The organism is Nonomuraea sp. NPDC052634 (genome assembly GCF_040678535.1).
GTDB classification, from domain to species: domain Bacteria; phylum Actinomycetota; class Actinomycetes; order Streptosporangiales; family Streptosporangiaceae; genus Nonomuraea; species Nonomuraea fastidiosa.
The window spans coordinates 206,225-227,154 of sequence record NZ_JBFATY010000009.1; the positions used below are offsets into that span (position 1 = coordinate 206,225).

The 20,930-nt window shown below is 71.2% G+C and carries 20 protein-coding genes; 14 read left to right on the forward strand and 6 right to left on the reverse strand.

The features are described from left to right. Nucleotides 1-23: 23 nt before the first annotated feature. Genes aroC through AB0K67_RS31435 form a run of 5 tightly spaced genes read left to right on the forward strand, consistent with a single transcriptional unit; the run spans nt 24 to nt 3,958 of the window. Nucleotides 24-1,205, forward strand: coding sequence for a chorismate synthase (gene aroC / locus AB0K67_RS31415; protein ID WP_364067510.1), 1,182 nt, complete (start codon nt 24-26; stop codon nt 1,203-1,205). Continuing rightward, the gene (locus tag AB0K67_RS31420) at nt 1,202-1,705 is read left to right on the forward strand and encodes a shikimate kinase (protein ID WP_364067512.1); all 504 of its coding nucleotides are present in this window, start codon (nt 1,202-1,204) and stop codon (nt 1,703-1,705) included. Before aroC ends, AB0K67_RS31420 begins: the two co-directional genes overlap by 4 nt. Then, nucleotides 1,702-2,772 carry a 3-dehydroquinate synthase gene (gene aroB, locus AB0K67_RS31425; protein ID WP_364067514.1) on the forward strand — a complete coding sequence of 357 codons (1,071 nt, stop codon included), beginning with the start codon at nt 1,702-1,704 and terminating at the stop codon, nt 2,770-2,772. Before AB0K67_RS31420 ends, aroB begins: the two co-directional genes overlap by 4 nt. Further along, nucleotides 2,769-3,203 carry a type II 3-dehydroquinate dehydratase gene (gene aroQ, locus AB0K67_RS31430; protein WP_364067516.1) on the forward strand — a complete coding sequence of 145 codons (435 nt, stop codon included), beginning with the start codon at nt 2,769-2,771 and terminating at the stop codon, nt 3,201-3,203. Before aroB ends, aroQ begins: the two co-directional genes overlap by 4 nt. After that, a complete protein-coding gene (locus tag AB0K67_RS31435; protein ID WP_364067518.1) occupies nt 3,200-3,958 on the forward strand; it encodes an SGNH/GDSL hydrolase family protein in 759 nt (252 codons plus the stop codon). Before aroQ ends, AB0K67_RS31435 begins: the two co-directional genes overlap by 4 nt. Before the next feature lie 186 nt (nt 3,959-4,144). Here AB0K67_RS31435 and AB0K67_RS31440 read toward each other — a convergent pair whose 3' ends face one another. Further along, on the reverse strand, nt 4,145-6,145 hold the full coding sequence (locus AB0K67_RS31440) for an ATP-dependent DNA helicase (RefSeq protein ID WP_364067520.1): 2,001 nt from the start codon (nt 6,143-6,145) through the stop codon (nt 4,145-4,147). Nucleotides 6,146-6,519: 374 nt separating this feature from the next. Between AB0K67_RS31440 and AB0K67_RS31445 the strand changes: the two genes are divergently transcribed. Both AB0K67_RS31445 and AB0K67_RS31450 read left to right on the forward strand, forming a co-directional pair. Beyond that, nucleotides 6,520-7,626, forward strand: coding sequence for a hypothetical protein (locus tag AB0K67_RS31445; protein WP_364067522.1), 1,107 nt, complete (start codon nt 6,520-6,522; stop codon nt 7,624-7,626). Nucleotides 7,627-7,706: 80 nt separating this feature from the next. Further along, on the forward strand, nt 7,707-9,275 hold the full coding sequence (locus AB0K67_RS31450) for a Na+/H+ antiporter (RefSeq protein WP_364067524.1): 1,569 nt from the start codon (nt 7,707-7,709) through the stop codon (nt 9,273-9,275). A gap of 45 nt (nt 9,276-9,320) precedes the next feature. Here the strand turns inward: AB0K67_RS31450 and AB0K67_RS31455 are convergent, their stop codons facing one another. Further along, a complete protein-coding gene (locus AB0K67_RS31455; protein WP_364067526.1) occupies nt 9,321-9,578 on the reverse strand; it encodes a UBP-type zinc finger domain-containing protein in 258 nt (85 codons plus the stop codon). 93 nt (nt 9,579-9,671) lie between these two features. Here AB0K67_RS31455 and AB0K67_RS31460 point away from each other — a divergent pair, with 93 nt between their 5' ends. After that, on the forward strand, nt 9,672-10,250 hold the full coding sequence (locus tag AB0K67_RS31460) for a UTRA domain-containing protein (RefSeq protein ID WP_364067528.1): 579 nt from the start codon (nt 9,672-9,674) through the stop codon (nt 10,248-10,250). 61 nt (nt 10,251-10,311) lie between these two features. Next, complete coding sequence (locus AB0K67_RS31465) at nt 10,312-11,124, forward strand: NAD(P)-dependent oxidoreductase (RefSeq protein WP_364067530.1); 813 nt, start codon at nt 10,312-10,314, stop codon at nt 11,122-11,124. 249 nt (nt 11,125-11,373) lie between these two features. On the opposite strand, the gene AB0K67_RS31470 is transcribed toward AB0K67_RS31465, so the two are convergent. Then, nucleotides 11,374-13,566 carry a transglycosylase domain-containing protein gene (locus AB0K67_RS31470; RefSeq protein WP_364067532.1) on the reverse strand — a complete coding sequence of 731 codons (2,193 nt, stop codon included), beginning with the start codon at nt 13,564-13,566 and terminating at the stop codon, nt 11,374-11,376. Further along, complete coding sequence (gene bla, locus AB0K67_RS31475; RefSeq protein ID WP_364067534.1) at nt 13,566-14,513, reverse strand: class A beta-lactamase; 948 nt, start codon at nt 14,511-14,513, stop codon at nt 13,566-13,568. The genes AB0K67_RS31470 and bla overlap by 1 nt, the downstream gene beginning before the upstream one ends. Nucleotides 14,514-14,927: 414 nt before the next feature. On the opposite strand from bla, the gene AB0K67_RS31480 reads away from it, so the two are divergent. The 4 genes from AB0K67_RS31480 to AB0K67_RS31495 all read left to right on the forward strand — a co-directional run bounded on the left by AB0K67_RS31480 (nt 14,928) and on the right by AB0K67_RS31495 (nt 16,418). After that, a complete protein-coding gene (locus AB0K67_RS31480; protein ID WP_364067536.1) occupies nt 14,928-15,314 on the forward strand; it encodes a hypothetical protein in 387 nt (128 codons plus the stop codon). 56 nt (nt 15,315-15,370) lie between these two features. Beyond that, on the forward strand, nt 15,371-15,703 hold the full coding sequence (locus AB0K67_RS31485) for a DUF202 domain-containing protein (protein ID WP_364067537.1): 333 nt from the start codon (nt 15,371-15,373) through the stop codon (nt 15,701-15,703). Between the two features lie 21 nt (nt 15,704-15,724). Next, nucleotides 15,725-16,060 (forward strand): DUF202 domain-containing protein, encoded by a 336-nt coding sequence (locus AB0K67_RS31490; protein WP_364067706.1) that lies wholly within the window; start codon nt 15,725-15,727, stop codon nt 16,058-16,060. Between the two features lie 76 nt (nt 16,061-16,136). After that, nucleotides 16,137-16,418, forward strand: a complete 282-nt coding sequence (locus AB0K67_RS31495) for a hypothetical protein (RefSeq protein WP_364067539.1) — start codon at nt 16,137-16,139, stop codon at nt 16,416-16,418. Nucleotides 16,419-16,612: 194 nt separating this feature from the next. Here AB0K67_RS31495 and AB0K67_RS31500 read toward each other — a convergent pair whose 3' ends face one another. Both AB0K67_RS31500 and AB0K67_RS31505 read right to left on the reverse strand, forming a co-directional pair. Continuing rightward, nucleotides 16,613-18,463, reverse strand: coding sequence for an ABC transporter ATP-binding protein (locus AB0K67_RS31500; protein WP_364067541.1), 1,851 nt, complete (start codon nt 18,461-18,463; stop codon nt 16,613-16,615). After that, nucleotides 18,460-20,184, reverse strand: coding sequence for an ABC transporter ATP-binding protein (locus AB0K67_RS31505; protein ID WP_364067542.1), 1,725 nt, complete (start codon nt 20,182-20,184; stop codon nt 18,460-18,462). The genes AB0K67_RS31500 and AB0K67_RS31505 overlap by 4 nt, the downstream gene beginning before the upstream one ends. A 222-nt stretch (nt 20,185-20,406) precedes the next feature. On the opposite strand from AB0K67_RS31505, the gene AB0K67_RS31510 reads away from it, so the two are divergent. Continuing rightward, nucleotides 20,407-20,898, forward strand: coding sequence for a nucleoside deaminase (locus tag AB0K67_RS31510; protein WP_364067544.1), 492 nt, complete (start codon nt 20,407-20,409; stop codon nt 20,896-20,898). Nucleotides 20,899-20,930 lie beyond the last annotated feature (32 nt).

Here is a 20,930-nt window from a genome sequence, read left to right on the forward strand (position 1 = left end):
TGGCACGTGGAAGACTTGTACGCATGTTGCGCTGGTTGACCGCCGGAGAGTCCCACGGGCCCGAACTCGTCGCGATCCTCGAGGGCCTGCCGGCCGGGGTCGAGGTGACCACGGCCGACATCGACGAGGCCCTGCGCCGCCGCAGGCTCGGCTATGGCCGCGGCGCGCGGATGAAGTTCGAGCAGGACAAGGTGACGATCGTCGGAGGCGTACGCCACGGCCGCACCATGGGCAGCCCCGTCGCCATCCGCGTCGGCAACACCGAGTGGCCCAAGTGGGAGAAGGTCATGGCGGCCGACCCCGTCGACCCCGCCGAGATCGAGGGCCTGGCGCGCAACGCCCCCAGGTCCCGCCCGCGCCCCGGCCACGCCGACCTGGCCGGCATGCAGAAGTACGGCTTCGACGACGCCCGCAACGTCCTCGACCGGGCGAGCGCCCGTGAGACCGCCGCCCGCGTCGCGCTCGGCGAGGTTGCGCGGCGCTTCCTCAAGCAGGCGCTCGGCGTCGACATCGTCAGCCACGTCACCGAGATCGGCGGCGCCCGCACCCCGGCCGAGACGCTGCCCGGCCCCGGCGACCTCGCCAGGATCGACGCCGACCCGGTCAGGTGCGCCGACCCCGAGGGCAGCGCCGCCATGGTCGCCGTCATCGATAAGGCGCACAAAGACGGCGACACGCTCGGCGGCGTCGTCGAGGTCCTCGCCTACGGCCTGCCGCCCGGCCTCGGCAGCTACACCCACTGGGACCGCAGGCTCGACTCCCGGCTGGCCGGCGCGCTCATGGGCATCCAGGCGATCAAGGGCGTCGCGGTCGGCGACGGCTTCGAGACCGCGCGCAGGCCCGGCTCCCGCGCCCACGACGAGATCGAATACAGCACCGAAGACGGCGTGCGCCGCATCACCAACCGCGCGGGCGGCGTCGAAGGCGGCATGACCAACGGCGAGATCCTGCGGGTCAGCGCCGCCATGAAGCCCATCTCCACGGTGCCGAGGGCGCTGGCCACGATCGACGTCAAGACCGGCGAGGCGGCCAAGGCCCACCACGAGCGCTCCGACGTGTGCGCCGTGCCCGCGGCCGGCGTCGTGGCCGAGGCGATGGTCGCGCTGGTGCTGGCCGACGCGGCGCTCGAGAAGTTCGGCGGCGACTCCGTCGAGGAAGTCGCCCGCAACCTGTCCGGCTACCTCTCTTCTATGGTGATCAAATGACAGCCAAGGCCGTGCTCATCGGGCCTCCGGGATCCGGCAAGACCACGCTCGGGCGGCTGCTCGCCGAGCGGCTCGGCGTCGGGTTCCGCGACACCGACGCCGACGTCGAGGCGGTGGCGGGCAAGCCCGTCTCCGACATCTTCGTCGAGGACGGCGAGGAGCGCTTCCGCGAGCTCGAACACGAGGCCGTGCGCCGCGCGCTGGCCGAGCACGACGGCGTCCTGTCGCTCGGCGGCGGCGCCGTGCTGCACGAGGAGACGCAGGCCCTGCTTGAGGGACACCACGTCGTCTACCTCCAGGTCGGGCTGGCCGACGCGGTCCAGCGGGTCGGCCTGGCCAGCGCCCGCCCGCTGCTGGTGCTCAACCCGCGCAGCAGGCTCAAGGCGCTGATGGAGGAGCGCCGGCCCATCTACGAGCGGCTGGCCAAGATGACCGTGGTGACCGACAAGCGGGAGCCCGAAGAGCTGGCCGACGAGATCATGAAGGGGCTGCCCGGGTGAGCGCCACCAGGATCCACGTGCGGGGCGACAGCCCGTACGACGTCGTCGTCGGCACCGGCGTGCTCGCCGAGCTGACCACGCTGCTCAAGCCCGGCGTGCGCACCGTCGCCGTCATCGCGCCCGAGACGCTGCCCGAGATCACCAGGCCGGTCCGCGAGGCGCTCGAAGGCGCCGGCTACGAGGTGGCCGAGCTGACCGTGCCCGACGGCGAGCAGTGCAAGACCGTCGAGGTGGCCGCGCGGCTCTGGTCCGAGCTGGGCCGCCACGGCGTGACCCGCTCCGACGCCGTGGTGGGCGTCGGCGGGGGCGCGACCACCGACCTCGCCGGGTTCGTGGCCGCCACGTGGCTGCGCGGCGTCCAGGTGGTGCTCGTGCCCACCACGCTGCTCGCCATGGTCGACGCCGCCGTCGGCGGCAAGAACGGCATCGACACCGCCGAGGGTAAGAACCTCGTCGGCACCTTCCTGCCGCCCGCCGGCGTGCTGTGCGAGCTGTCCACGCTGGCCGGGCTGCCCAAGGCCGACTACGTCGCGGGCCTCGCCGAGATCATCAAGGGCGGCTTCATCGCCGACCCCGAGATCCTGCGGCTCGTCGAGTCCGACCCCGAGGCCGCCACCCGCCCCGACGGCCCGCACACCCGCGAGCTGATCGAGCGCAAGATCCGGGTCAAGGCCGACGTCGTGGGCGCCGACCTGCGCGAGGCCGGGTTGCGTGAGATCCTCAACTACGGCCACACGCTCGCCCACGCCATCGAGCGCGACGAGCACTACACGATCCGCCACGGCGAGGCCGTCGCCATCGGCATGGTCTACGCCGCCGAGCTGTCCAGGCTGTCCGGCCGCGCCGACGTCGTCGACCGCACCCGCTCCATCCTCACCTCCGTGGGCCTGCCGATCAGCCACCGCGCCGACGCCTGGCCGCGGCTGCGCGACCACATGCGGCTCGACAAGAAGAACCGCGGCGCCAAGCAGCGGTTCGTCGTGCTCGACGACCTGGCCAGGCCCGGCCGCCTCGAAGACCCCGCGGAAGAGCTGCTCGAAGCCGCCTACAAGGAGATCTCCGCATGATCCTCGTCCTCAACGGCCCCAACCTGGGCCGGCTCGGCGTCCGCGAGCCCGACGTCTACGGCTCCGAGACTCTGGAGGACCTCGCCGCCCTCTGCCGCGACACCGGCCGCAAGCTCGGCCACCACGTCGAGGTGCGCCAGACGGACGACGAGGCCGAGATGATCGGCTGGATCCACGAGGCGTGCGACGGCCGCATCCCGGTGGTGCTCAACCCCGCCGCGTTCACCCACTACTCCTACGCGCTCAAGGACGCCATCGCCCAGCGCACCGCCCCGCTCATCGAGGTTCACATCTCCAACCCCGCGGCGAGGGAAGAGTTTCGCCATACCTCCGTCGTGGCCGGGGTGGCGACGGGCACGATCGCCGGCTTCGGACTACAGTCATACGTCCTTGCGCTGCACGCTATCGCGGAGATGATCACCACCTCATGAGGCACTACAAGTCCTTCGTCGCGCTCGGCGACAGCTTCACAGAAGGACTGAACGATCCCGGTCCGGACGGGCACTACCGTGGCTGGGCCGACCGGGTGGCCGAGCGGCTCGCCGCCGATGACCCCTCCTTCCGCTACGCCAACCTCGCCGTCCGCGGCAAGCTCCTCGACCAGGTCGTGGCCGAGCAGGTGCCGCCGGCCGTCGACATGGCGCCCGACCTGGTCAGCTTCTGCGCCGGAGGCAACGACCTGCTCAGGCCGGGCAGCGACCCCGACGTGATGGCCAAGACGCTCGCGCGGGCCGTGCGCGACCTGCGCTCCGGCGGGGCCGACGTGCTGCTGTTCACCGGGGTGGACCCGCGTGACACGCCCATCATGCGCCGCCTGCGCGGCAAGTTCGCCATCTACTACCTGCACCTGCGCTCCATCGCCGACCTGTACGGCTGCAAGCTCGTCGACCAGTGGTCCATGCAGGGGCTACGCGACTGGCGGGCCTGGAGCGCCGACCGGCTGCACATGAACGAGGACGGTCACCGGCTGGTGGCCGCCCGCGTGCTCGACGTGCTGGGCGTGCCGTTCGAGGAGGACTGGCGCAAGGAGTGGCCGCCGCGCACCGTCGATCCCCGCACCCGGCGGCGCGAGGACGCCCAATGGATCAAGGAGCACCTGGTGCCGTGGGTGTCGCGCCGGATCCGCGGCGTCTCCTCCGGCGACGGCCTCTCGCCGAAGCGCCCCGAGCTCGCCCCCTGGGCCTGATCGCTCGGCCGGGCGGCGCGCTGTAGGACAGCCTCCAGGACAGCCAGGCCCCGACGGTCTCGGGCCTGTCGTCCAGGACGATCAGCCGCCCGTCCCGCAGTCCCAGCCGCCATGGTTCCCTGAGCGGTTCGCCGGGGTGGATGCCATCACCGACGGAGCCCGCCCCCGCCGTCGCCGGCGGGGACGTCAGGAGGAGGCGGCGGCGAGGCGCTTGAGCGCGGCGCGCGGAACGGCCGGGTCGGTGGTGCGCCAGAACGGCGGCAGCGAGCCCAGCAGGAACCCGCTGTAGCGGGCCGTCACCAGCCGCGGATCGAGCACCGCGATGACCCCCTTGTCGTCCTGCGACCGCAGCAGCCGCCCGACGCCCTGCGCCAGCAGCAGCGCGGCGTGGTTGGCCGCCACGGCCATGAACCCGTTGCCGCCCTTGGCGGCCACGTGGCGCTGCCTGGCGGAGGTCAGCGGGTCGTCGGGACGGGGGAACGGCACCCGGTCGATGATGACCAGCCGCAGCGAGGGCCCGGGGACGTCGACGCCCTGCCACAGCGACAGCGTCCCGAACAGGCAGGTCGGCTCGTCCTCCGCGAACTGCTTGACCAGCAGCATCGTCGAGTCGTCGCCCTGGCACAGCAGCGGCACGTCGAGCCGGTCGCGCAGCGCCTCGGTCGCCGCCTTGGCGGCGCGCATCGAGGAGAACAGCCCCAGCGTGCGCCCGCCGGCCGCCTCGATCAGCTCGGCGATCTCGTCGAGGTACGCCTGCGGCAGCCCGTCGCGGCCCGGCTGGGGGAGGTGTTTGGCGACGTACAGGATGCCCGAGCGCGGATGGTCGAAGGGCGAGCCGACGTCGATGCCCTGCCAGTCCTTACCGGCCTCGCCGAGCCCCCACTGGGCGGCCAGCGCGTCGAACGTGCCGCCGAGCGCCAGCGTGGCCGAGGTGAGCACGACCGTGCGCTCGCCGAACAGCTTGTCGCGCAGCATGCCGCTGACGCTGAGCGGCGCCACCCGCAGCACGGGCGGGCGGCGGTCGCTGCCCGGGTCGAGCCAGACGACCTCGGCGCGGTCGGCCTCGGTGGCGTGGCCGTAGGCGTCGAGCATGCGCACGGCGGTGTCGTGCACCTCGTCGAGCGCGGTGAACGCGGCCTTGCGCTGGCCCGCCTTGTCGGGGTCGTCTTTGTCGGCGTTGCGCGGCCCCAGGGCGGTGATGCAGCGCCAGGCGGTGTCGCGGATGGCCTGCAGGGTCAGCCCCAGCACCTGCGGCAGCTCGTCGATGCGGCCGGGCGGCGCGGCGGCCAGCAGCGCCTTGAGGTCTTCGCCCGCCTCCATGAGCTGGTCGGCGATGGGCTGGTCGATGAGGCGGCCCACGCGGCGTACGGCGAGCATGACCGACGCCTCCGACAGCTCCGACGTCACCACGGACGTCACCCTGTCGACCAGCTCGTGCGCCTCGTCGACCACCACGACCTCGTGCTCGGGCAGCACCGGCAGCTCGCCCATGGCGTCGATGGCGAGCAGCGCGTGGTTGGTCACGACGACGTCGGCCTCGCCCGCGCGCGCCCTGGCCAGCTCGGCGAAGCACTCCGCGCCGCTCGGGCAGCGGCTCGCGCCCAGGCACTCCTGCGCGCTCACCGAGAACTGCCGCCACGCCTGGTCGCTCACGCCCGGCACCAGCTCGTCGCGGTCGCCGGTCTCGGTCTCCTCGGCCCACTGCTGGATGCGCTGCACCATGCGCCCGGTGGCGCTCACCTCGCGCGGGTCGAAGAGCTGGTCCTGCTCGTCCTCCTCGGGCCAGCCGGCGGACGCCTTGTAGCGGCACAGGTAGTTACGGCGGCCCTTGAGTATCGCGTACGTCGGCTCGTGCGGCAGCTCCTTGCCGAGCGCCTCAGCCAGGCGGGGCAGGTCGCGATCGACGAGCTGGCGCTGCAGCGCGATGGTGGCGGTGGAGACCACGACGGGTTTGTCGCTGTCCATCGCGTGGCGGATGGACGGCACCAGATAGGCCAGCGACTTTCCCGTGCCCGTGCCCGCCTGGACGGCCAGATGCTCCTTGGCGTCGATGGCGCGTTGCACGGCCCGCACCATGGTGATCTGGCCTTCGCGTTCGCTTCCTCCAAGAGCGCTGACCGCGATGCTGAGCAGTTCTTCCACTGGCGGGAGATGGGAATCGGGCACGGCAGTAAACGCTACCCGCATTCCGGGGCCGCCGCGCCGAACGCGGTGTGATCGGCCAGACGCATCCCGGCGTTCCGGAAAACTCCCGGCGGGTTGCGTGGCACACTGGGCGATCGGAACGCCAACTGGTAGGTGGGGGATTTCACCGGACGTGACCAGGGGGGTTCTGGGAGTAGATGGGAAGGCCGGTTAAGTAGGGTTTTCCGGGGTTGAGTGGACGAATAAAGGCTGGTTAAAGCAGTATGTCTGCCATGTCGGAAGTTGTCCCGTTGCCGTCGTTCGGCGAAGTCTTCTTCGATGCGCGAGGTCAGGAGCGGTGTCTGCGTGTCACGTGGCATGAGGGCACCCTCGTCCTCAGCCTGTGGCGCGGGGAGATGTGCACTGCGAGCTTCCGCATGCCGATGGAGGATGTCGGCCGGCTGCTCGACACCCTCGACGAGGGGTACGCCGAGGCGACCGGCGAGCAGGCCGCCGTGCCCGCGCACGACCCGGGCACCGAGGTCATCCCCGGCACCGGCCAGTACCACCGGCCGCCCCAGCCCGGGCAGGCCCCGCCCCAGCAGGCCCAGCAGGACCGGCAGCACGCGCAGCAGCCCGCCCAGCAACGCGGACAGCAGGAGCGGCAGCAGCCGCAGCACGCGCAGGCCTCGCCGCTCGACGACCGCCCGACGGCGGCGCTCTCGCCGAACGACGTGCTGGTGGCCAGGGGCAACCCGCCGCAGGACAAGCTCGTCGCCTCGTACGGCGACTCGGGCGCGCGCGACGCCTACGGCGAGACCACCGCGCCCCGCGAGTCCTTCAAAGACCAGCGCGCCCCCTTCACGGGCCCGCAGTACGTCGACTCGACCGCCCCGCAGCCGAAGTACACCGGCGACCCCTTCAGCGGCCCGCAGTACACCGGCGACCCGCTCAGCGATCCCCGCTACGCCCAGCCGCAGGGCCGCCAGGCCGAGCCGTTCACCGGCCCGCAGTACGTGGATCAGGACCGCGGCTACCAGATGCCCGCCGAGCAGCGCCGACCGTCGCCGGTGAACACCGACCCGCTCGGCTTCCCCTCGCAGGCCGCCGACCCGTACCAGCAGTCGCAGCCGCGCCGCGACCAGTACTCCGCCGACCCCTACCCTTCTGACCCGTACCCGTCCGACCCGTACCCGTCCGACCCGTACGGTGGCCGGCGTTCCGACGGCTACGCCCAGCCCCAGCAGCAGGCCCAGCCGCAGCCGACCGTGGCGGGCCTCGGCACGCCCATGCACGGCATCCCCGGCGCGGGCCGCCGCCGCCCGGCGCCTCAGCCCGCCGCCGACGACTACGGCTCCTACCAGAACCCGGCGGCCAACCTGGTCGACCCGCTGCTGTCGCTCGGCCGGCAGGAGCAGCAGTACCCGCAGTCCGAGGCCGAGATGACCCGCCCGTACGTGGACCCCATGTTCTCCACGGGCGAGCGCCTGCGCCCCGAGCAGCAGCCGGACTACCACGAGAGAAGCGACCGCAGGGAGTGGTGAAACCCGGCCTGCCGCCGCCAGGTACGCTTCAGCGCGGAACGACCTGCTGAGGCGATCACATCCAGACGCGGGGGGCACTCGTGGGTTCGAGCGGTGGCCTGCAACTGCTGTTGCTGGCCGGCGGCGCGGTCGCGGTCGCGGCGCTCGCACGGCGGCACAACTGGCCGGCTCCGCTGCTGCTGGTGGCGGCCGGGCTGGTGGTCTCGCCGCTGCTGCCCGAGGTGCCGCTCGACCCCGAGCTGGTGCTCTACGTCTTCCTGCCGCCGCTGCTCTACTCCGCCGCGCTCAACAGCTCCTATCAGCGGCTGCGCGACGTCAGGCGTCCCGTCGCGCTGCTGTCGGTGGGGCTGGTGCTGTTCACCGCCGTCGTGGCCGGGCTGCTCGTCCACCTGCTGCTGCCGAGCCTGCCGCTCGCGCTGGCGTTCGCGCTCGGCGCGATCATCGCGCCGCCCGACGCGGTGGCGGCCGTCGCGGTCGGCCGCAGGCTCGGGCTGCCGCGCAGGACGCTGACCATCCTCGTCGGCGAGAGCCTGTTCAACGACGCCACCGCGCTCACCCTCTACAGGGTCGCCATCGGGGCGGCCACCGGCGGCGCGATCAGCCTCTGGGCGGGCCTCGGCGAGTTCCTGCTGGCCGCGCTCGGCGGGGTGGCTATCGGCCTGGCGCTGGCGCTGGCGTGCGCCTGGGTGCTCGAACGCCTCAGCGACTCGATGGTCGAGACCACGGTGATGCTGCTCATCCCGTTCGGCGCGTACCTCGCCGGCGAGTCGCTGCACGCCTCCGGCGTGATCGCCGTCGTGGTCGTCGGCCTCTACCTCGGCCATCGCATGCACCTGCGCGGCTTCAGCACCCGGCTGGTGGCCGGCGCCGTCTGGAAGGTCGTCGCCTTCTTCCTCGAAGCGATCGTGTTCGCGCTGATCGGGCTGCAGCTCGTGCCCGTCGTGCGCGGCATCACGGGCTACCGGCCCTGGGAGGTGGCGCTCTACGCGGCGGTGGTGCTGGCCGCGGTGATCGCCGCCAGGTTCGCCTGGGTGTTCGCGCTGGCGCCGCTCATCAGGGCGGCACCCAGGACCGATGTCCGGCAGGCCGTGGTGCTCAGCTGGGCGGGCATGCGCGGCGTGGTCTCGCTGGCGGCCGCGTTCGCCATCCCCGAGAGCGTGCCCGCGCGCGACCGGGCGCTGCTGCTGTTCCTGACGTTCACCACCGTGATCGGCACGCTGCTCATCCAGGGCACCACGTTCCCCACGCTGATCAGGAAGCTGCACGTGTCGACCAGGAAGGAGCGCTATGAGGACCTGCTCGCCGAGGCGGCCGCCCAGCAGGCGGCGCTGGAGGCGGGGCAGGCGGAGCTCGACCGGCTCGTCGCCGAGCTGGGCCACGAGCCCGACAAAATCCAGAAACAGGTCATCGACCAGCTCAGGGAGAACGCCTGGTGGCGGTCGCTGGCCGCCTGGGAACGCCTCGGCGGCGGCACCGGGCCAGACGGCGCCGAGACGCCGAGCACGCTCTATCGCCGGATGCGGCGCGAGATGCTGAAGGCCGAGCGCAAGGTCTTCGTCCGCCTGCGCGACGAGCGGCGCCTGGACGACGAGGTGCTGCGCCAGGTGATGACCCAGCTCGACTTCGAAGAGGCCATGCTCGACCGCTGACGCCCCGGATGCTTCGGGAAGCCGCGAGCGGGAGCCCCGGTGGGGTCAGCCCAGCTCGTTGTCCACGAAGCACCAGCGCCAGGTCTCACCCGGCTGGAACGACTGGATGACCGGATGTTCGGTCTCGTGGAAGTGCGCGGTGGCGTGCTTGCCGGGGGAGGAGTCGCAGCAGCCGATGTGGCCGCACTCCAGGCAGCGCCGCAGATGCACCCACGGCCAGCCGAGGGACAGGCACTCCTCGCACCCGTCCGGCGTCTTCGCGGGCGGGTCGCCCGCCTGTGCCAGATGCTCGCACGTCGCCATGGGGAAATCCTATGCCCGGCGAAACGATCACCCATGGGGCGGGGCAGGGGCATGGGGACGCGTAGGATGCCTGCGCACGTCGAGGAGGCTGACATGGGAGTCACAGAGGGGACGATGACCGGGATCCCGCCGGTCGTGGTGCGCCGGGCGCTGCCGACCGAGCCCGCCGTACGCGCGTCGAAGTCCCTGTTCCTGGCCGAGGCCGAGCGGCAGGGGCTCAAGGCCGGCCGCCGCATGCTGTACGTGGGCCAGGAGCCCGCCCCCGAGCACATCGCCGAAGGCCTGCGCGTGGCGGCGGGCACCGGCGTCATCGCGCGGCGCAAGCTGCTGACCGCCTCCGACGTCCCCGTACGCATCGCCACCAGCTACTTCCGCGCCGACCTCTTCGCCGGCACGCGCATCGCCGAGCCCGGTTTCGTGCGGCCGTCGCTGCAGTCGGCGCTGGAGTCGCTGGGCCACGCGTTCGGGCACGCCGAGGAGACGCTGATCGCCCGGCCGCCGACGGACTTCGAGCGGGAGACGCTGGAGCTGGCGGCGGGGGAGTGGGTCGTCCAGGTGCTGCGGACGAGCTACTCGACCGAGGACGTCCCGATCCACGCCCTGGAGACGATCTGCGCCGCCACCCGCCACATCTTCACCGTCACCCAGGTGACGGGGCACGACGAGTTCTGACCTTTCCTCGGCCGTTCCCGGCGGATCGAGAATGTCGGTGGGCGGTGGCAGGATGCCGGGCATGATCCTGGGGAAAGTCATGCTCACCGGCGCTGCCGGGCGGGTCGGGTCGGTGCTGCGCGAGCCCTTGCTGCGCCGGGTGCGCCGGTTGGTCTCGGTCGATCGGGTGCCGCTGACCGCGCTGGCGGCGCACGAAGAGGTCGTACGCGCCGAGCTGGGCGGCGCCGACGACGTGATGCCGCTGGTCGAGGGCGCCGACGCGGTGGTGCACCTCGCGGGCGTGCCGGACGAGGCGCCGCTGCCCGACCTCCTCGAGGGCAACGTGCTGGGCACCCACCACGTGCTGGAGGCGGCCCGGCGCACCGGCGTGCGGCGCGTCGTGCTGGCGAGCAGCAACCGCCTCACGGGCTGCTACCCGGCCGCGCAGACCGTCTCGCCCGCGATGCCGCCCAGGCCCGACGGGCTCTACGGCGTCAGCAAGGTCGCCGTCGAGGCCCTGGGGCGGCTCTACGCCGACAAGTTCGGGCTGGAAGTGGTGTGCCTGCGCATCGGCAGCCTGGAGCCCGAGCCCACCGACCCCCGCCACCTGGCCACCTGGCTCAGCCCGCGCGACTGCGCCGGGTTCGTCTGGGCCGCCGTGACCTGCCCCGAGGTGTCGTTCCTCGCCGCGTACGCGGTGTCGGCCAACACCCGCCGCTTCTGGGAGCTGGACGAGCGTCTGGGCTATCAGCCGCTTGACGACGCGGAGACGTACCTCGACCGCCTCCCCGCAGAGGCGGCCTCCTATCCGGGCGGAGCGCTCCAGGGCGGCGTCTACGCCTCCCCCGGCTTCACCCTCCCGCACCTGCTCAGCACCCGGCCGGCCCGAGACTGACCACATCGCCCCTGCGACGGTTGCCAGGGTGCCCGGTCGCGCGCTGGAGGCAGGTGCGCGGTGGCCGGGCGGGGGCATGGCTCGGCACATCGCCGTCGAGAGGCCGACCGAGCCGCCCCTGCCTCGGTCGTCGCCGGGGTCGCCCGGTCGCGCGCTGCGGACGCGAAGGGCGGGGCATGCGCGGGGCCCGGCGAGGCTGTGGCCGGATGCCTGCGCCGGGCCCGCATCAGCGGCGGGCGATTCGCGTGCTCACCGCTGAGGGTCCGAGCTCGGAGCCGGGCCGGCCGACGTGGTGGCGGTGGGGGAGGGGCCGGGCGTGGTGCCTTCCTCGCCCTCGCCTTTCTTGTCCTTCTTCTCCTTCGGGTCCGGTTCCGGGCGGCAGCCGGTCGTGCAGCCCTCGAAGCGGCTGGTGATGATCGGGGTGAACGGGGTGGGCGGGACCTTGCGCAACGCCTGGATCATGGTGTCGCGCCAGATCGGCCCGGGGACGCTGGCCCCCTGCACCGACCCGTAGTAGCGGCCGCCGATCGTCACCCCCGTCAGCTTGTACTGCTGCGAGCCGCGCGGGTCGCCGAGGCTGACGGCGCCCGCCAGGTCGGGGGTGAAGCCGGCGAACCAGGCCGAGGCGTACCCGTCGGTGGTGCCGGTCTTGCCGGCGGCGGGCCGCCCGATGCCGCCGACGCCCCGCATCGTCCCGTCGGTGAACACGCCGGACAGCACCTCGGCGGTGGCGTCGGCGATGGCGGGCTCCAGCGCCTGGCGGCACTTGGGGCGGTAGCGGGTGGTCTTGCCGTCCCTGTCGGTGATGTGGGTGATGGCCATCGGCGCGCAGTACGTGCCGCGCGCACCGATCGCCGCGTAGGCGGAGGCCACCGTCACCGGGTCGGTCTCGTTGATGCCGAGCGTGAACGTCTCGTACTCCTGCAGCTTCTTGCCGTCCGCGCGCCGGATGCCGAGCGACTTGGCGGTCTTGACGGTGTCGCAGAGGCCGACCCGCTGCTCCAGCTCCATGAAGAAGGTGTTCACGGAGTTCCAGGTGCCGGTGCGCAGCGTCTTCCAGCCGGGCGAGCCTTCGTCGTTGGTGACGGTGTGCGAAGGGTCGCCGATGTTCTGGCCCGCGCAGTTCTTGAACGTCGAGTACGCCGGCGCCCGGTAACCGGCGCCCGCGGCGAGCCCGTCGTCCAGCTTCATGCCCTTCTTCAGGGCGGTGATCAGCGTGAACGTCTTCATCGTCGAGCCGGGCTGGAATCCGACCCCGCCCCCGTGCGCGGCGTCGGCGACCACGTTGTAGGAGATCTCGTTCTTGGCGGCGTCCGTGCCGTAGCGGCGGCTGGCGGCCATCGCCCTGATCGCACCGCTGCCCGGCTCGACCAGGGCCTCGGCGGCGACGGGCCGGTCGGAGGCGTGGACGTAGCGCTTGATGGCGCGCTCGGCGGCGGCCTGCATCTTCGGGTCGAGCGTGGTCCTGATGGTCAGCCCGCCCCGGTTGAGCATGGCCAGCCGGGCCTTCGCGGTACGGCCGAAGTCCGGATTGCTGAGAATCTCGTGCCGTACATAAAGGCAGAAGTACGGATATTTGCTGCCTTCGCAGCCTCCGGGAAGCCGCGTCCCCTTGTACCCGAGCTTGGTCGCCTTGGCTTCGGCCGCCTCCTCCGGCGTGATCTTCCCCAGCTCCGCCATCCGGTTCAGCACCACGTTCCTGCGGTTCAGCAGCCGTTTCCGGTGCTCCGGGCCGAGGTTGGGGTCGGTGGCGTTCGGGTCCTGCACCGCGCCGGCCAGCGTGGCGGCCTGCGGCAGCGTCAGGTCGGCCGCGCGCACGCCGAAGAACCGCTTGGCGGCGGCCTCGACACCGTACGCGCTCGCGCCGAAGTACGCGATGTTCAGATACTTCTCGAGGATCTGGTCCTTGGTGTACTTCTGCTCGATCCCCATCGCATAGCGCAGCTCGTTGAGCTTGCGCGTGTAGCTGGCCTCGACGGCCGCGTTCCGCTCCTCCTCGGTGTCGGCCGAATTGAGCAGCACCTGCTTGACGTACTGCTGGGTGATGCTCGACCCGCCCTGGCTGGTGCGGCCCGTCTGCAGGTTGGTGGCGAGGGCGCGCAGCGTGCCCTCGATGTCGATCGCCCCGTGCTCGTAGAAGCGGTAGTCCTCGATGGCCACGATCGCGGTCCGCATCACCTCGGCGATCTCGTCGAGGCCGACGATCTCGCGGTACTCCTCGTAGAAGCGGGCGATCTCGTTGCCCTTGGCGTCCTGCACGATCGTGACCTCGGCGGGCGGCGGCTCGGCGAGGTCGACCGGCCTGAGGTTCACCTCGTCGGCCGCCGCCACGAACCCGGCCCCCATGCCCCCGATGGCCGGGATCGCGATCCCGGCCACCAGCACGCCCGCCCCCGTGGCGGCGGCGGCGAGCCGCAGCAGCTTGGTCCCCCGTCCGCGCATCAGAGCCTGCCGAGCCCGCGGGCCAGAATCGTCGCGGTCCGCGCGATCACCTTGTTGTCGATCGGCTGCCCGGCCTCCTTGCGGTTGGTGTAGATGGCAAGGATGATCGGCGCGCCGGACCGGCCGGACGGCCAGGCGATCGCGATGTCGTTGCCCGCGCCGATCTCGTCATTGCTGCCGGTCTTGTCGCCGATCGTCCACTTCTTCGGCAGGCCGGCGCGGATGCGCGCGTCACCGGTCTCGTTCGCGATGAGCCAGCCGTTCAGCCGCGCGCGGTCCTTCGGGTGCAGCGCGTTCCCGGCGGCGAGCCTGCGCAGGTCACGGGCGGCGGCCGCGGGGGTGGTGGTGTCGCGCTTCTCCTTCGGCGTCCAGACGTTCAGCTCGACCTCCCAGCGGTCGAGCCGCGAGACCGGGTCCTTGAGCGTACGCAGGTACTTGGTCAGCCCGGCAGGACCGCCGATCTGCTTGAGCACCATGTTGCCCGCGGTGTTGTCGCTCAGCGTGATGGCGGCCTTGCAGAGCTGCGCGACCGTCAGCCCGTCCTTGACATGCTTCTCGGTAGTCGGCGAGTGCGGCTTGAGGTCGGCCGCCGTCCACTTCACCCGCTTGTTCATCAGGCCGGGCTCGGAGGTGCGCGCCTTGTGCAGCGTGGCCCCGCACGCCAACGCCTTGAACGTCGACAGCAGCGGGAACCGCTCACCCGATCGGTAACCCACCGTCCTCCCCGTCGCCGTGTCGATCGCGTACGCCCCGATGCGCCCCTTGAAGGACGCCTCCAGCGCCCGCAGCTCCTTGCTGACCCATGCCTGCCCGGCAGGCTCCGCGGTGACCGCCGCGGCTGCCGCGGTGGCCGGGCTCGCGGTCGCGGCCCCGCCCGCCAGCAGAGAGATCGTCAGAGCAGTCGCCTGCAGCGCGGCCGCAAGCCGCCGGGCACGAAGCTGTCGCATGCCATGTCCTTGCCGTCGTTCGATCAGATCAGAGGGCAGGAGCAAAGCAGACGCGAAAGCACGATGTCTAATAGCGATATCGCGAAAGTATTCATATCGCTTTCCATATCCTTGCAGGTCAGAGCCCTGGTGGGAGGGACGGGGCCCGACGGTGGACGGTCAGAGGTACGGCGGTGGAGGGTCAGATGTCCGACGGTGGAGAGTCGGGGGCCGGGTGGTGGACGGTCAGGGGTCGGGTGGTGGACGGTCAGGGGCCGGGTGGTGGACGGTCAGGGGCCGGGTGGTGGACGGTCAGGGGTCGGGTGGTGGAGGTGTACCGGATGGTCGTGATCGTCGCCGGTCCCCCATGCACGGTCTCCACAAGGTGTGCGCTCGGTCACGTCACGTGGCCGAGCGCTTGGGTAGGGTCAAGGTATGCGTCCACTCAAGAGCCGGTACGTGCCCCTGGCCCTTTTCGCCTCGTGCGTGTTCGCGGCCGGTTGTAGCGACGTCAACGAGACCATCGACAAGGCCCAGGCGTGCATCGAGGCGCCGAAGATCGTCTCTGAGCTGGCCGCCGAGCTCACCAAGCTGACCGACGACCCCGAGGCCATGGACAAGGCGATCGACGACGCCGCGGCCAAGCTGAGCGACGTGGCCGACACCGCGGCCAACACGACGCTCAAGGAGGCGAGCGACAGCCTCGCCGCGACGCTGACCGGCATCACGATCGACGACGTCAACGACGCGGTCGACGCGGCGCAGAAGGTCGCCACGGAAAGCGCCGAATACGTGAAACGGGTGGCCCAGGCCTGCAGCTGAGACGCCGACAATCCCGGCTTCTCTAGGGGAAATGGGGACGAAATACCCTTTTTTCCATGGAACCCGACCCGCGTTTCACCTTGGCCAATGAACGCACATTCCTCACCTGGCTGAGCACGGCGCTGGCACTCAGCGCGGGTGGGGTGGCCATGGCGGCGGTGCCGTCCGACGTGTTCGTGCCGTGGATCCGTACGACGCTGGCCATCGTCCTCGTCACCCTCTCCGCACTGGCGGCCGGCATGGCCTACCCGCGCTGGCGCAACATCCAGCGCGCGCTGCGCGACCAGGCGCCGCTCCCGCCGCCCGCGCTGGCGGCCGTCTTCGGTTACGGCGTCGCCGCCGTGGCCGTGGTCGCCCTCGTCCTGATCATCCTGTCGGCGCGGGCCTGACCGGCGAGGCCCGGCGTGGGGATGACCCCGGAAGAGGAGATCTGGGACCAGGGCCTGCAGAGCGAGCGCACCCGGCTGGCCTGGGTGCGCACGGCCGTGGCGCTGTCCACCGGCGGGCTGGGCGCGGCCGGCCTCGCCGTTCGCAGCGGCCTGCCGGTGCCGGCGATCGCCGCGTTCGCGCTGGCCGCGCTCTGCGGCGGCGTACTGCTGATCAGGACCAGGCTGCGCTTCCGGCGCGTGCAGGCGGCCCTGCACCACGGCCGGCCCCTGGACTCCGGGCTCGACGCGCTCTTCGCCTGGCTCGGCACGCTCAGCGTCGTCGCAGGCTCCGTGATCTTCGTGTTCACCGTCAGGTGAGGCCGGGTTGCGGCAGGTCAGGAGGGAGGCGGACACTCGAAAGGGGGGTGACCTCATGGAAGAAGAACTGAGGATCGTGCCTTTCGAGTGTCAGCGCTGCTGGCACGTCTGGGAGGAGGACTACGTCGTCAGGCACCAGGAGGACCAGCACGGCAACGCGGCCGAGATCTGGCTGCGGAACGGGCTGCCCGTACCGCCGCCCTCGGCGGCCGCCGTCTGCCCGAAGTGCGGCTGCCAGAAGGCCAAGGTGTTCCCTGACGGCTACCTGACACGCCATCCGGAGCTGATCAAACAGGCGGAGCCCGCAGCCCCCGACGAGACGCCGCTGCTCAGCCCGGTACGCCGGCCGCTGTACTGACTCCCGCCGGGGAACGGCGTGCGCCGCCCCGGCCAGTCCCGAAGGAAGACCGGCCCGGAGGAAAGACCAGCCCGAGGGAAGACCGCCCCGGAGGAACCGGCTCCGGAGGGAGGCCGGCTCCGGAGGAACCGGTTCCGGAGAGGAAGGCCGGCTCCGGTGCCGCGATCGGCGCCGGAACCGGCCCATTGAACCCCCTAGCTGAGGCTCTCCAGCCACGCCTGGTGCAGCCCGGCGAACCGGCCTGAGGCGGCGATGAGCTGGTCCGGCGGCCCGTCCTCGACGATGCGGCCGTGATCCATCACCAGCACCCGGTCCGCGATCTCCACGGTGGACAGCCGGTGCGCGATGATCAGCGCGGTGCGCTCGGCCAGGATCGTCCGCAGCGCCCGCTGCACCAGCCGCTCGCTCGGCACGTCGAGGCTGGAGGTGGCCTCGTCGAGGATGAGCACGGCGGGGTCGGCGAGGAACGCCCGCGCGAACGCGACGAGCTGGCGCTGTCCCGCCGACATGCGGCCGCCGCGCTTGCCCACCTCGGTGTCGTAGCCGTCGGGCAGCGCCGAGATGAACTCGTGGGCGCCGATCGCCCTGGCGGCCTCGCGTACCTGGTGGTCGGTGGCGTCGGGGCGGCCGAACCTGATGTTGTCGGCGACCGTGCCCTCGAACAGGAAGTTCTCCTGTGTCACCATGACCACGGCCTGGCGCAGCGTGGCCTCGTCGAGCGAGCGCAGATCCACGCCGTCGAGCAGCACGCGGCCCTCGGTCGGGTCGTAGAAGCGGGAGATCAGCTTGGCCAGCGTGGTCTTGCCCGCGCCGGTCGCGCCGACCAGCGCCACGCTCTGCCCGGCCGGGATGGTCAGGTCGAGGCGCGGCAGGATCGGCATCTCCTTGACGTAGGCGAACTCGACGCCGTCGAAGCGGACGTTGCCCTTGGCCCGGCCGCCCGGCAGCGCGACGGGCTCGCGCGGCTCGGGCACGGAGGGCTCCTCCTCCAGCACGCCGGACAGCTTCTCCAGCGCCGCGCCGGCCGACTGCAGCGTGTTGTAGAACTGGCTGATCTCTTGCATCGGCTCGTAGAACTGCCGCAGATAGAGCATGAAACCGGCGAGCACGCCGACCTCCACCTCGCCGTGCAGGGCGAGGTAGCCGCCGTAGAGCAGCACCGCGCCGATCGTCATGTTGCCGATCAGCTTGATGCCGGTCATGAACGTCGCGCCGAGGATCATGCTGCGCGCGTTCGCCTCGCGATAGTCCTCGTTGAGCTGCTCGAAGATGTCCTGGTTACGCGGCTCCCTGCGGAACGCCTGCACCGCGCGGATGCCGATCATCGACTCCACGAAGTGCACGATCACCAGGGCGACCGTCTCGCGGGTGCGCCGGTAGACCACGGCCGACTGCCGCTGGAACCACTTGGTGAACAACAGCAGCAGCGGCAGCGGGATCAGCGCCACCAGACCCAGGTGCACGTCCAGCACCAGCAGCAGTACCGCCGTGCCGACCAGCGTCAGCACCGCCTTGACCAGCGCGTCGAAGCCCGACTGCACCAGCTCGGCGATGGCCTCGACGTCCGAGGTCAGCCGGGAGATCACCCGGCCCGAGGTGTACTGCTCGTGGAAGCTCAGCGACAGCCGCTGGAAGTGGTCGAACACCCTCCTGCGCAGCGTCAGCAGGATGTTCTGGCCGATCGAGCCCATCAGGCGCAGGAAAGCCCGGCGGGTCAGCGCCTGGGTGACCGCGGCGGCCAGGATCACCGCGACCACCGTCAGTAGCACTGTCGGGGCCTCGCCGCCGGTGATCGGCGGGATGCCCCGGTCGATGCCGACCGAGACCAGGAACGGGATCGACAGCCCGGCCGCGTTCGAGACCACGATGATCAGGACGAGCAGCGCGATCTTCTTGCGGTACGGCCTGAGCAGGTCGCCGAGCAGCCGCCGCGAGCGGGCCCGCAGCAGCACCGACACCTTCTCCGGCAGCTCGTCCTGGTCCTCGGAGGCGACGCCGCGCCAGGAGGCGCTGGAGGCGTTCTTTTCGGGAGCCGTCGTGGTCATCGCAGCGCTCCTTCCGACGCGTCGTCGAAGTCGGCGTCCTGCGCCAGCAGCTCGCGGTATTCGGGCACCTCCGCCAGCAGCTCGCGGTGCTGGCCGACGTGGGTGATCGTGCCGTCGCGCAGCAGCGCGACCTTGTCGGCGAGCAGCACCGTCGAGGCGCGGTGCGCCACCACGATGCCGGTGGCGTCGCGCAGCACATGGCGCAGCGCCTCCTCGACCAGGGCCTCGGTCTCGGCGTCGAGCGCGGACAGCGTGTCGTCGAGGACGAGGATGCGGGGCTTGCTGAGCACCGCCCTGGCCAGCGCGAGCCGCTGTCGCTGACCGCCGGACAGCGACAGGCCCTGCTCGCCGATGCGGGTGTCGAGGCCCCACGGCAGGTCGTAGACGAACATCGCCTGCGCGGTCCGGATGGCCTGCTCCAGCTCCTCCTCGGTGGCGTCGGACCGGCCCAGCATGAGGTTCTCGCGCACGCTCATCGAGAACAACGTGGGCTCTTCGAACGCGGTGGCCACCACCTGGCGGAGCTGCTTCAGGTCGAGGTCGCGGATGTCCTGGCCGTCGATCGTGACCCGGCCGGAGGTGGGGTCGAGCAGGCGGGGGACCAGCGCGGTCAGCGTGGTCTTGCCCGAGCCCGTCGCGCCGACGATGGCGACCGTCTCACCGGGCTTCACCTCCAGCCAGACGTCGTGCAGCACCGGCTGCTCGGAGTCGGAGAAACGGAAGCCCACGCCCTCGAAGCGCAGGTGGCCGCGGGGGTTCTCCAGCTTCTTCGTGCCGCTCTCGATGGCCGGGACGGTGTCCATGACCTCCATCACGCGGTCGGCGGAGGTCATCGCCTCCTGCGCCATGACCAGGAGGTAGCCGAGGCTCGCCACCGGCCAGACCAGCTGCAGCATCAGCGTCGTGAACGCGACCAGCGCGCCCAGCGTCAGCGCCCCGGAGCCGACCGCCAGCGCGCCCAGCAGCAGCACCAGCGCCAGCGTGATGTTCGGGACGATCTCCAGGAAGGAGAAGAACTTCGACGACAGGCGCACCTTGTCCATCGAGGAGTTGTAGACCTTGAGCGCGGCGTCGTCGTAGCGGTCGTAGACGTGGTGCCGGCGGCCGAAGGCCTTGATCGTGCGGATGCCGATCGCCGACTCCTCGACGAACGTGGCGAGGTCGCCCTGTTCGTCCTGGACCTGCCGGGAGATCTTGATGTAGCGCTTCTCGAAGCGCTGCGAGGTCCACACGATCGGCACGACCGAGGCCAGCACCAGCAGGCCGAGCGGCCAGTACTTGTTGAGCAGCAGGATCGTGACGGTGACGACCTGCAGCACGTTCATGACCAGGAACAACGCGCCGAATCCGAGGAAGCGGCGCATGGTCGACAGGTCGGTTGTGGCACGTGACAACAGCTGGCCCGACTGCCAGTCGCCGTGGAAGGCCATGGGCAGCCGCTGCAGGTGTGCGTACAGGTCGTTGCGGATGGCGGTCTCCAGGCCGAGCACCGGTTTCACCTGGATGTAGCGCCGGAAGAAGATCAGCAGCGCTTCGAGTGCGCCGACGCCGACCGCGAGCAGGCCCAGCGGGAGCAGCCCGTCGGGGTCGCGGTGGGCGATGGGCCCGTCGATGACCTTCTCGATGATGAGCGGAAAGATGATCACCATGGCGATGCCGACGAGAGCGGTCACCCAGATGGTGATCAGACGTAAGACGTAGGGCCGTAGATACGACCGCATGCGCCACAGGGAGTAGGCGCGTGATCGGGAGGATCTGGAGGACGGCAGGGCAGGGCGAGGTTGGTGCGTGTCGGGAGGCATCCCTTCTAATCTAATACGTCGGATCAACCGATTTTCTGTGGCCTTCGGGTGGGTTTCCTGTACATGACGTGGGAAAACGTGAAAGGTCATGCACTTTCGGCGGTCCGTTAACCGTGGTCAACGTCGGAGAAGGAGGGGTCCATGATCGACCAGAACGAGCTGCCGTACCTGCGGCGCTGCGTCGAGCTGGCCCGCCAGGCGCTGGAGGAGGGCGACGAGCCGTTCGGCTCCGTCCTGGTCTCCGGCGACGGCAAGGTGCTCGCCGAGGACCACAACCGCGTCGCATCGGGCGATCGTACGCGGCATCCCGAGTTCGCGCTCGCCCGCTGGTCGGCCGAGAACCTCACGCCCGAGGAGCGCGCCGCCGCCACGGTCTACACCTCAGGGGAGCACTGCCCGATGTGCGCGGCCGCGCACGCCTGGGTCGGGCTCGGCCGCATCGTGTACGCCACGTCCTCGGAACAGCTCTCCGCCTGGCTCGGCGAGCTGGGCGTGCCGCCACCGCCCGTACGCACGCTGCCGATCAACGAGGTCGCGCCCGGCGTGACCGTCGAAGGCCCGGTGCCCGAGCTGGCCGAAGAGGTGCACGAGCTGCACCGCCGCTTCCACGGTGGACGTCCGACATCCGTTTGACCTGGGGTTTGCAGCCCGCGTGGCACAGTCGG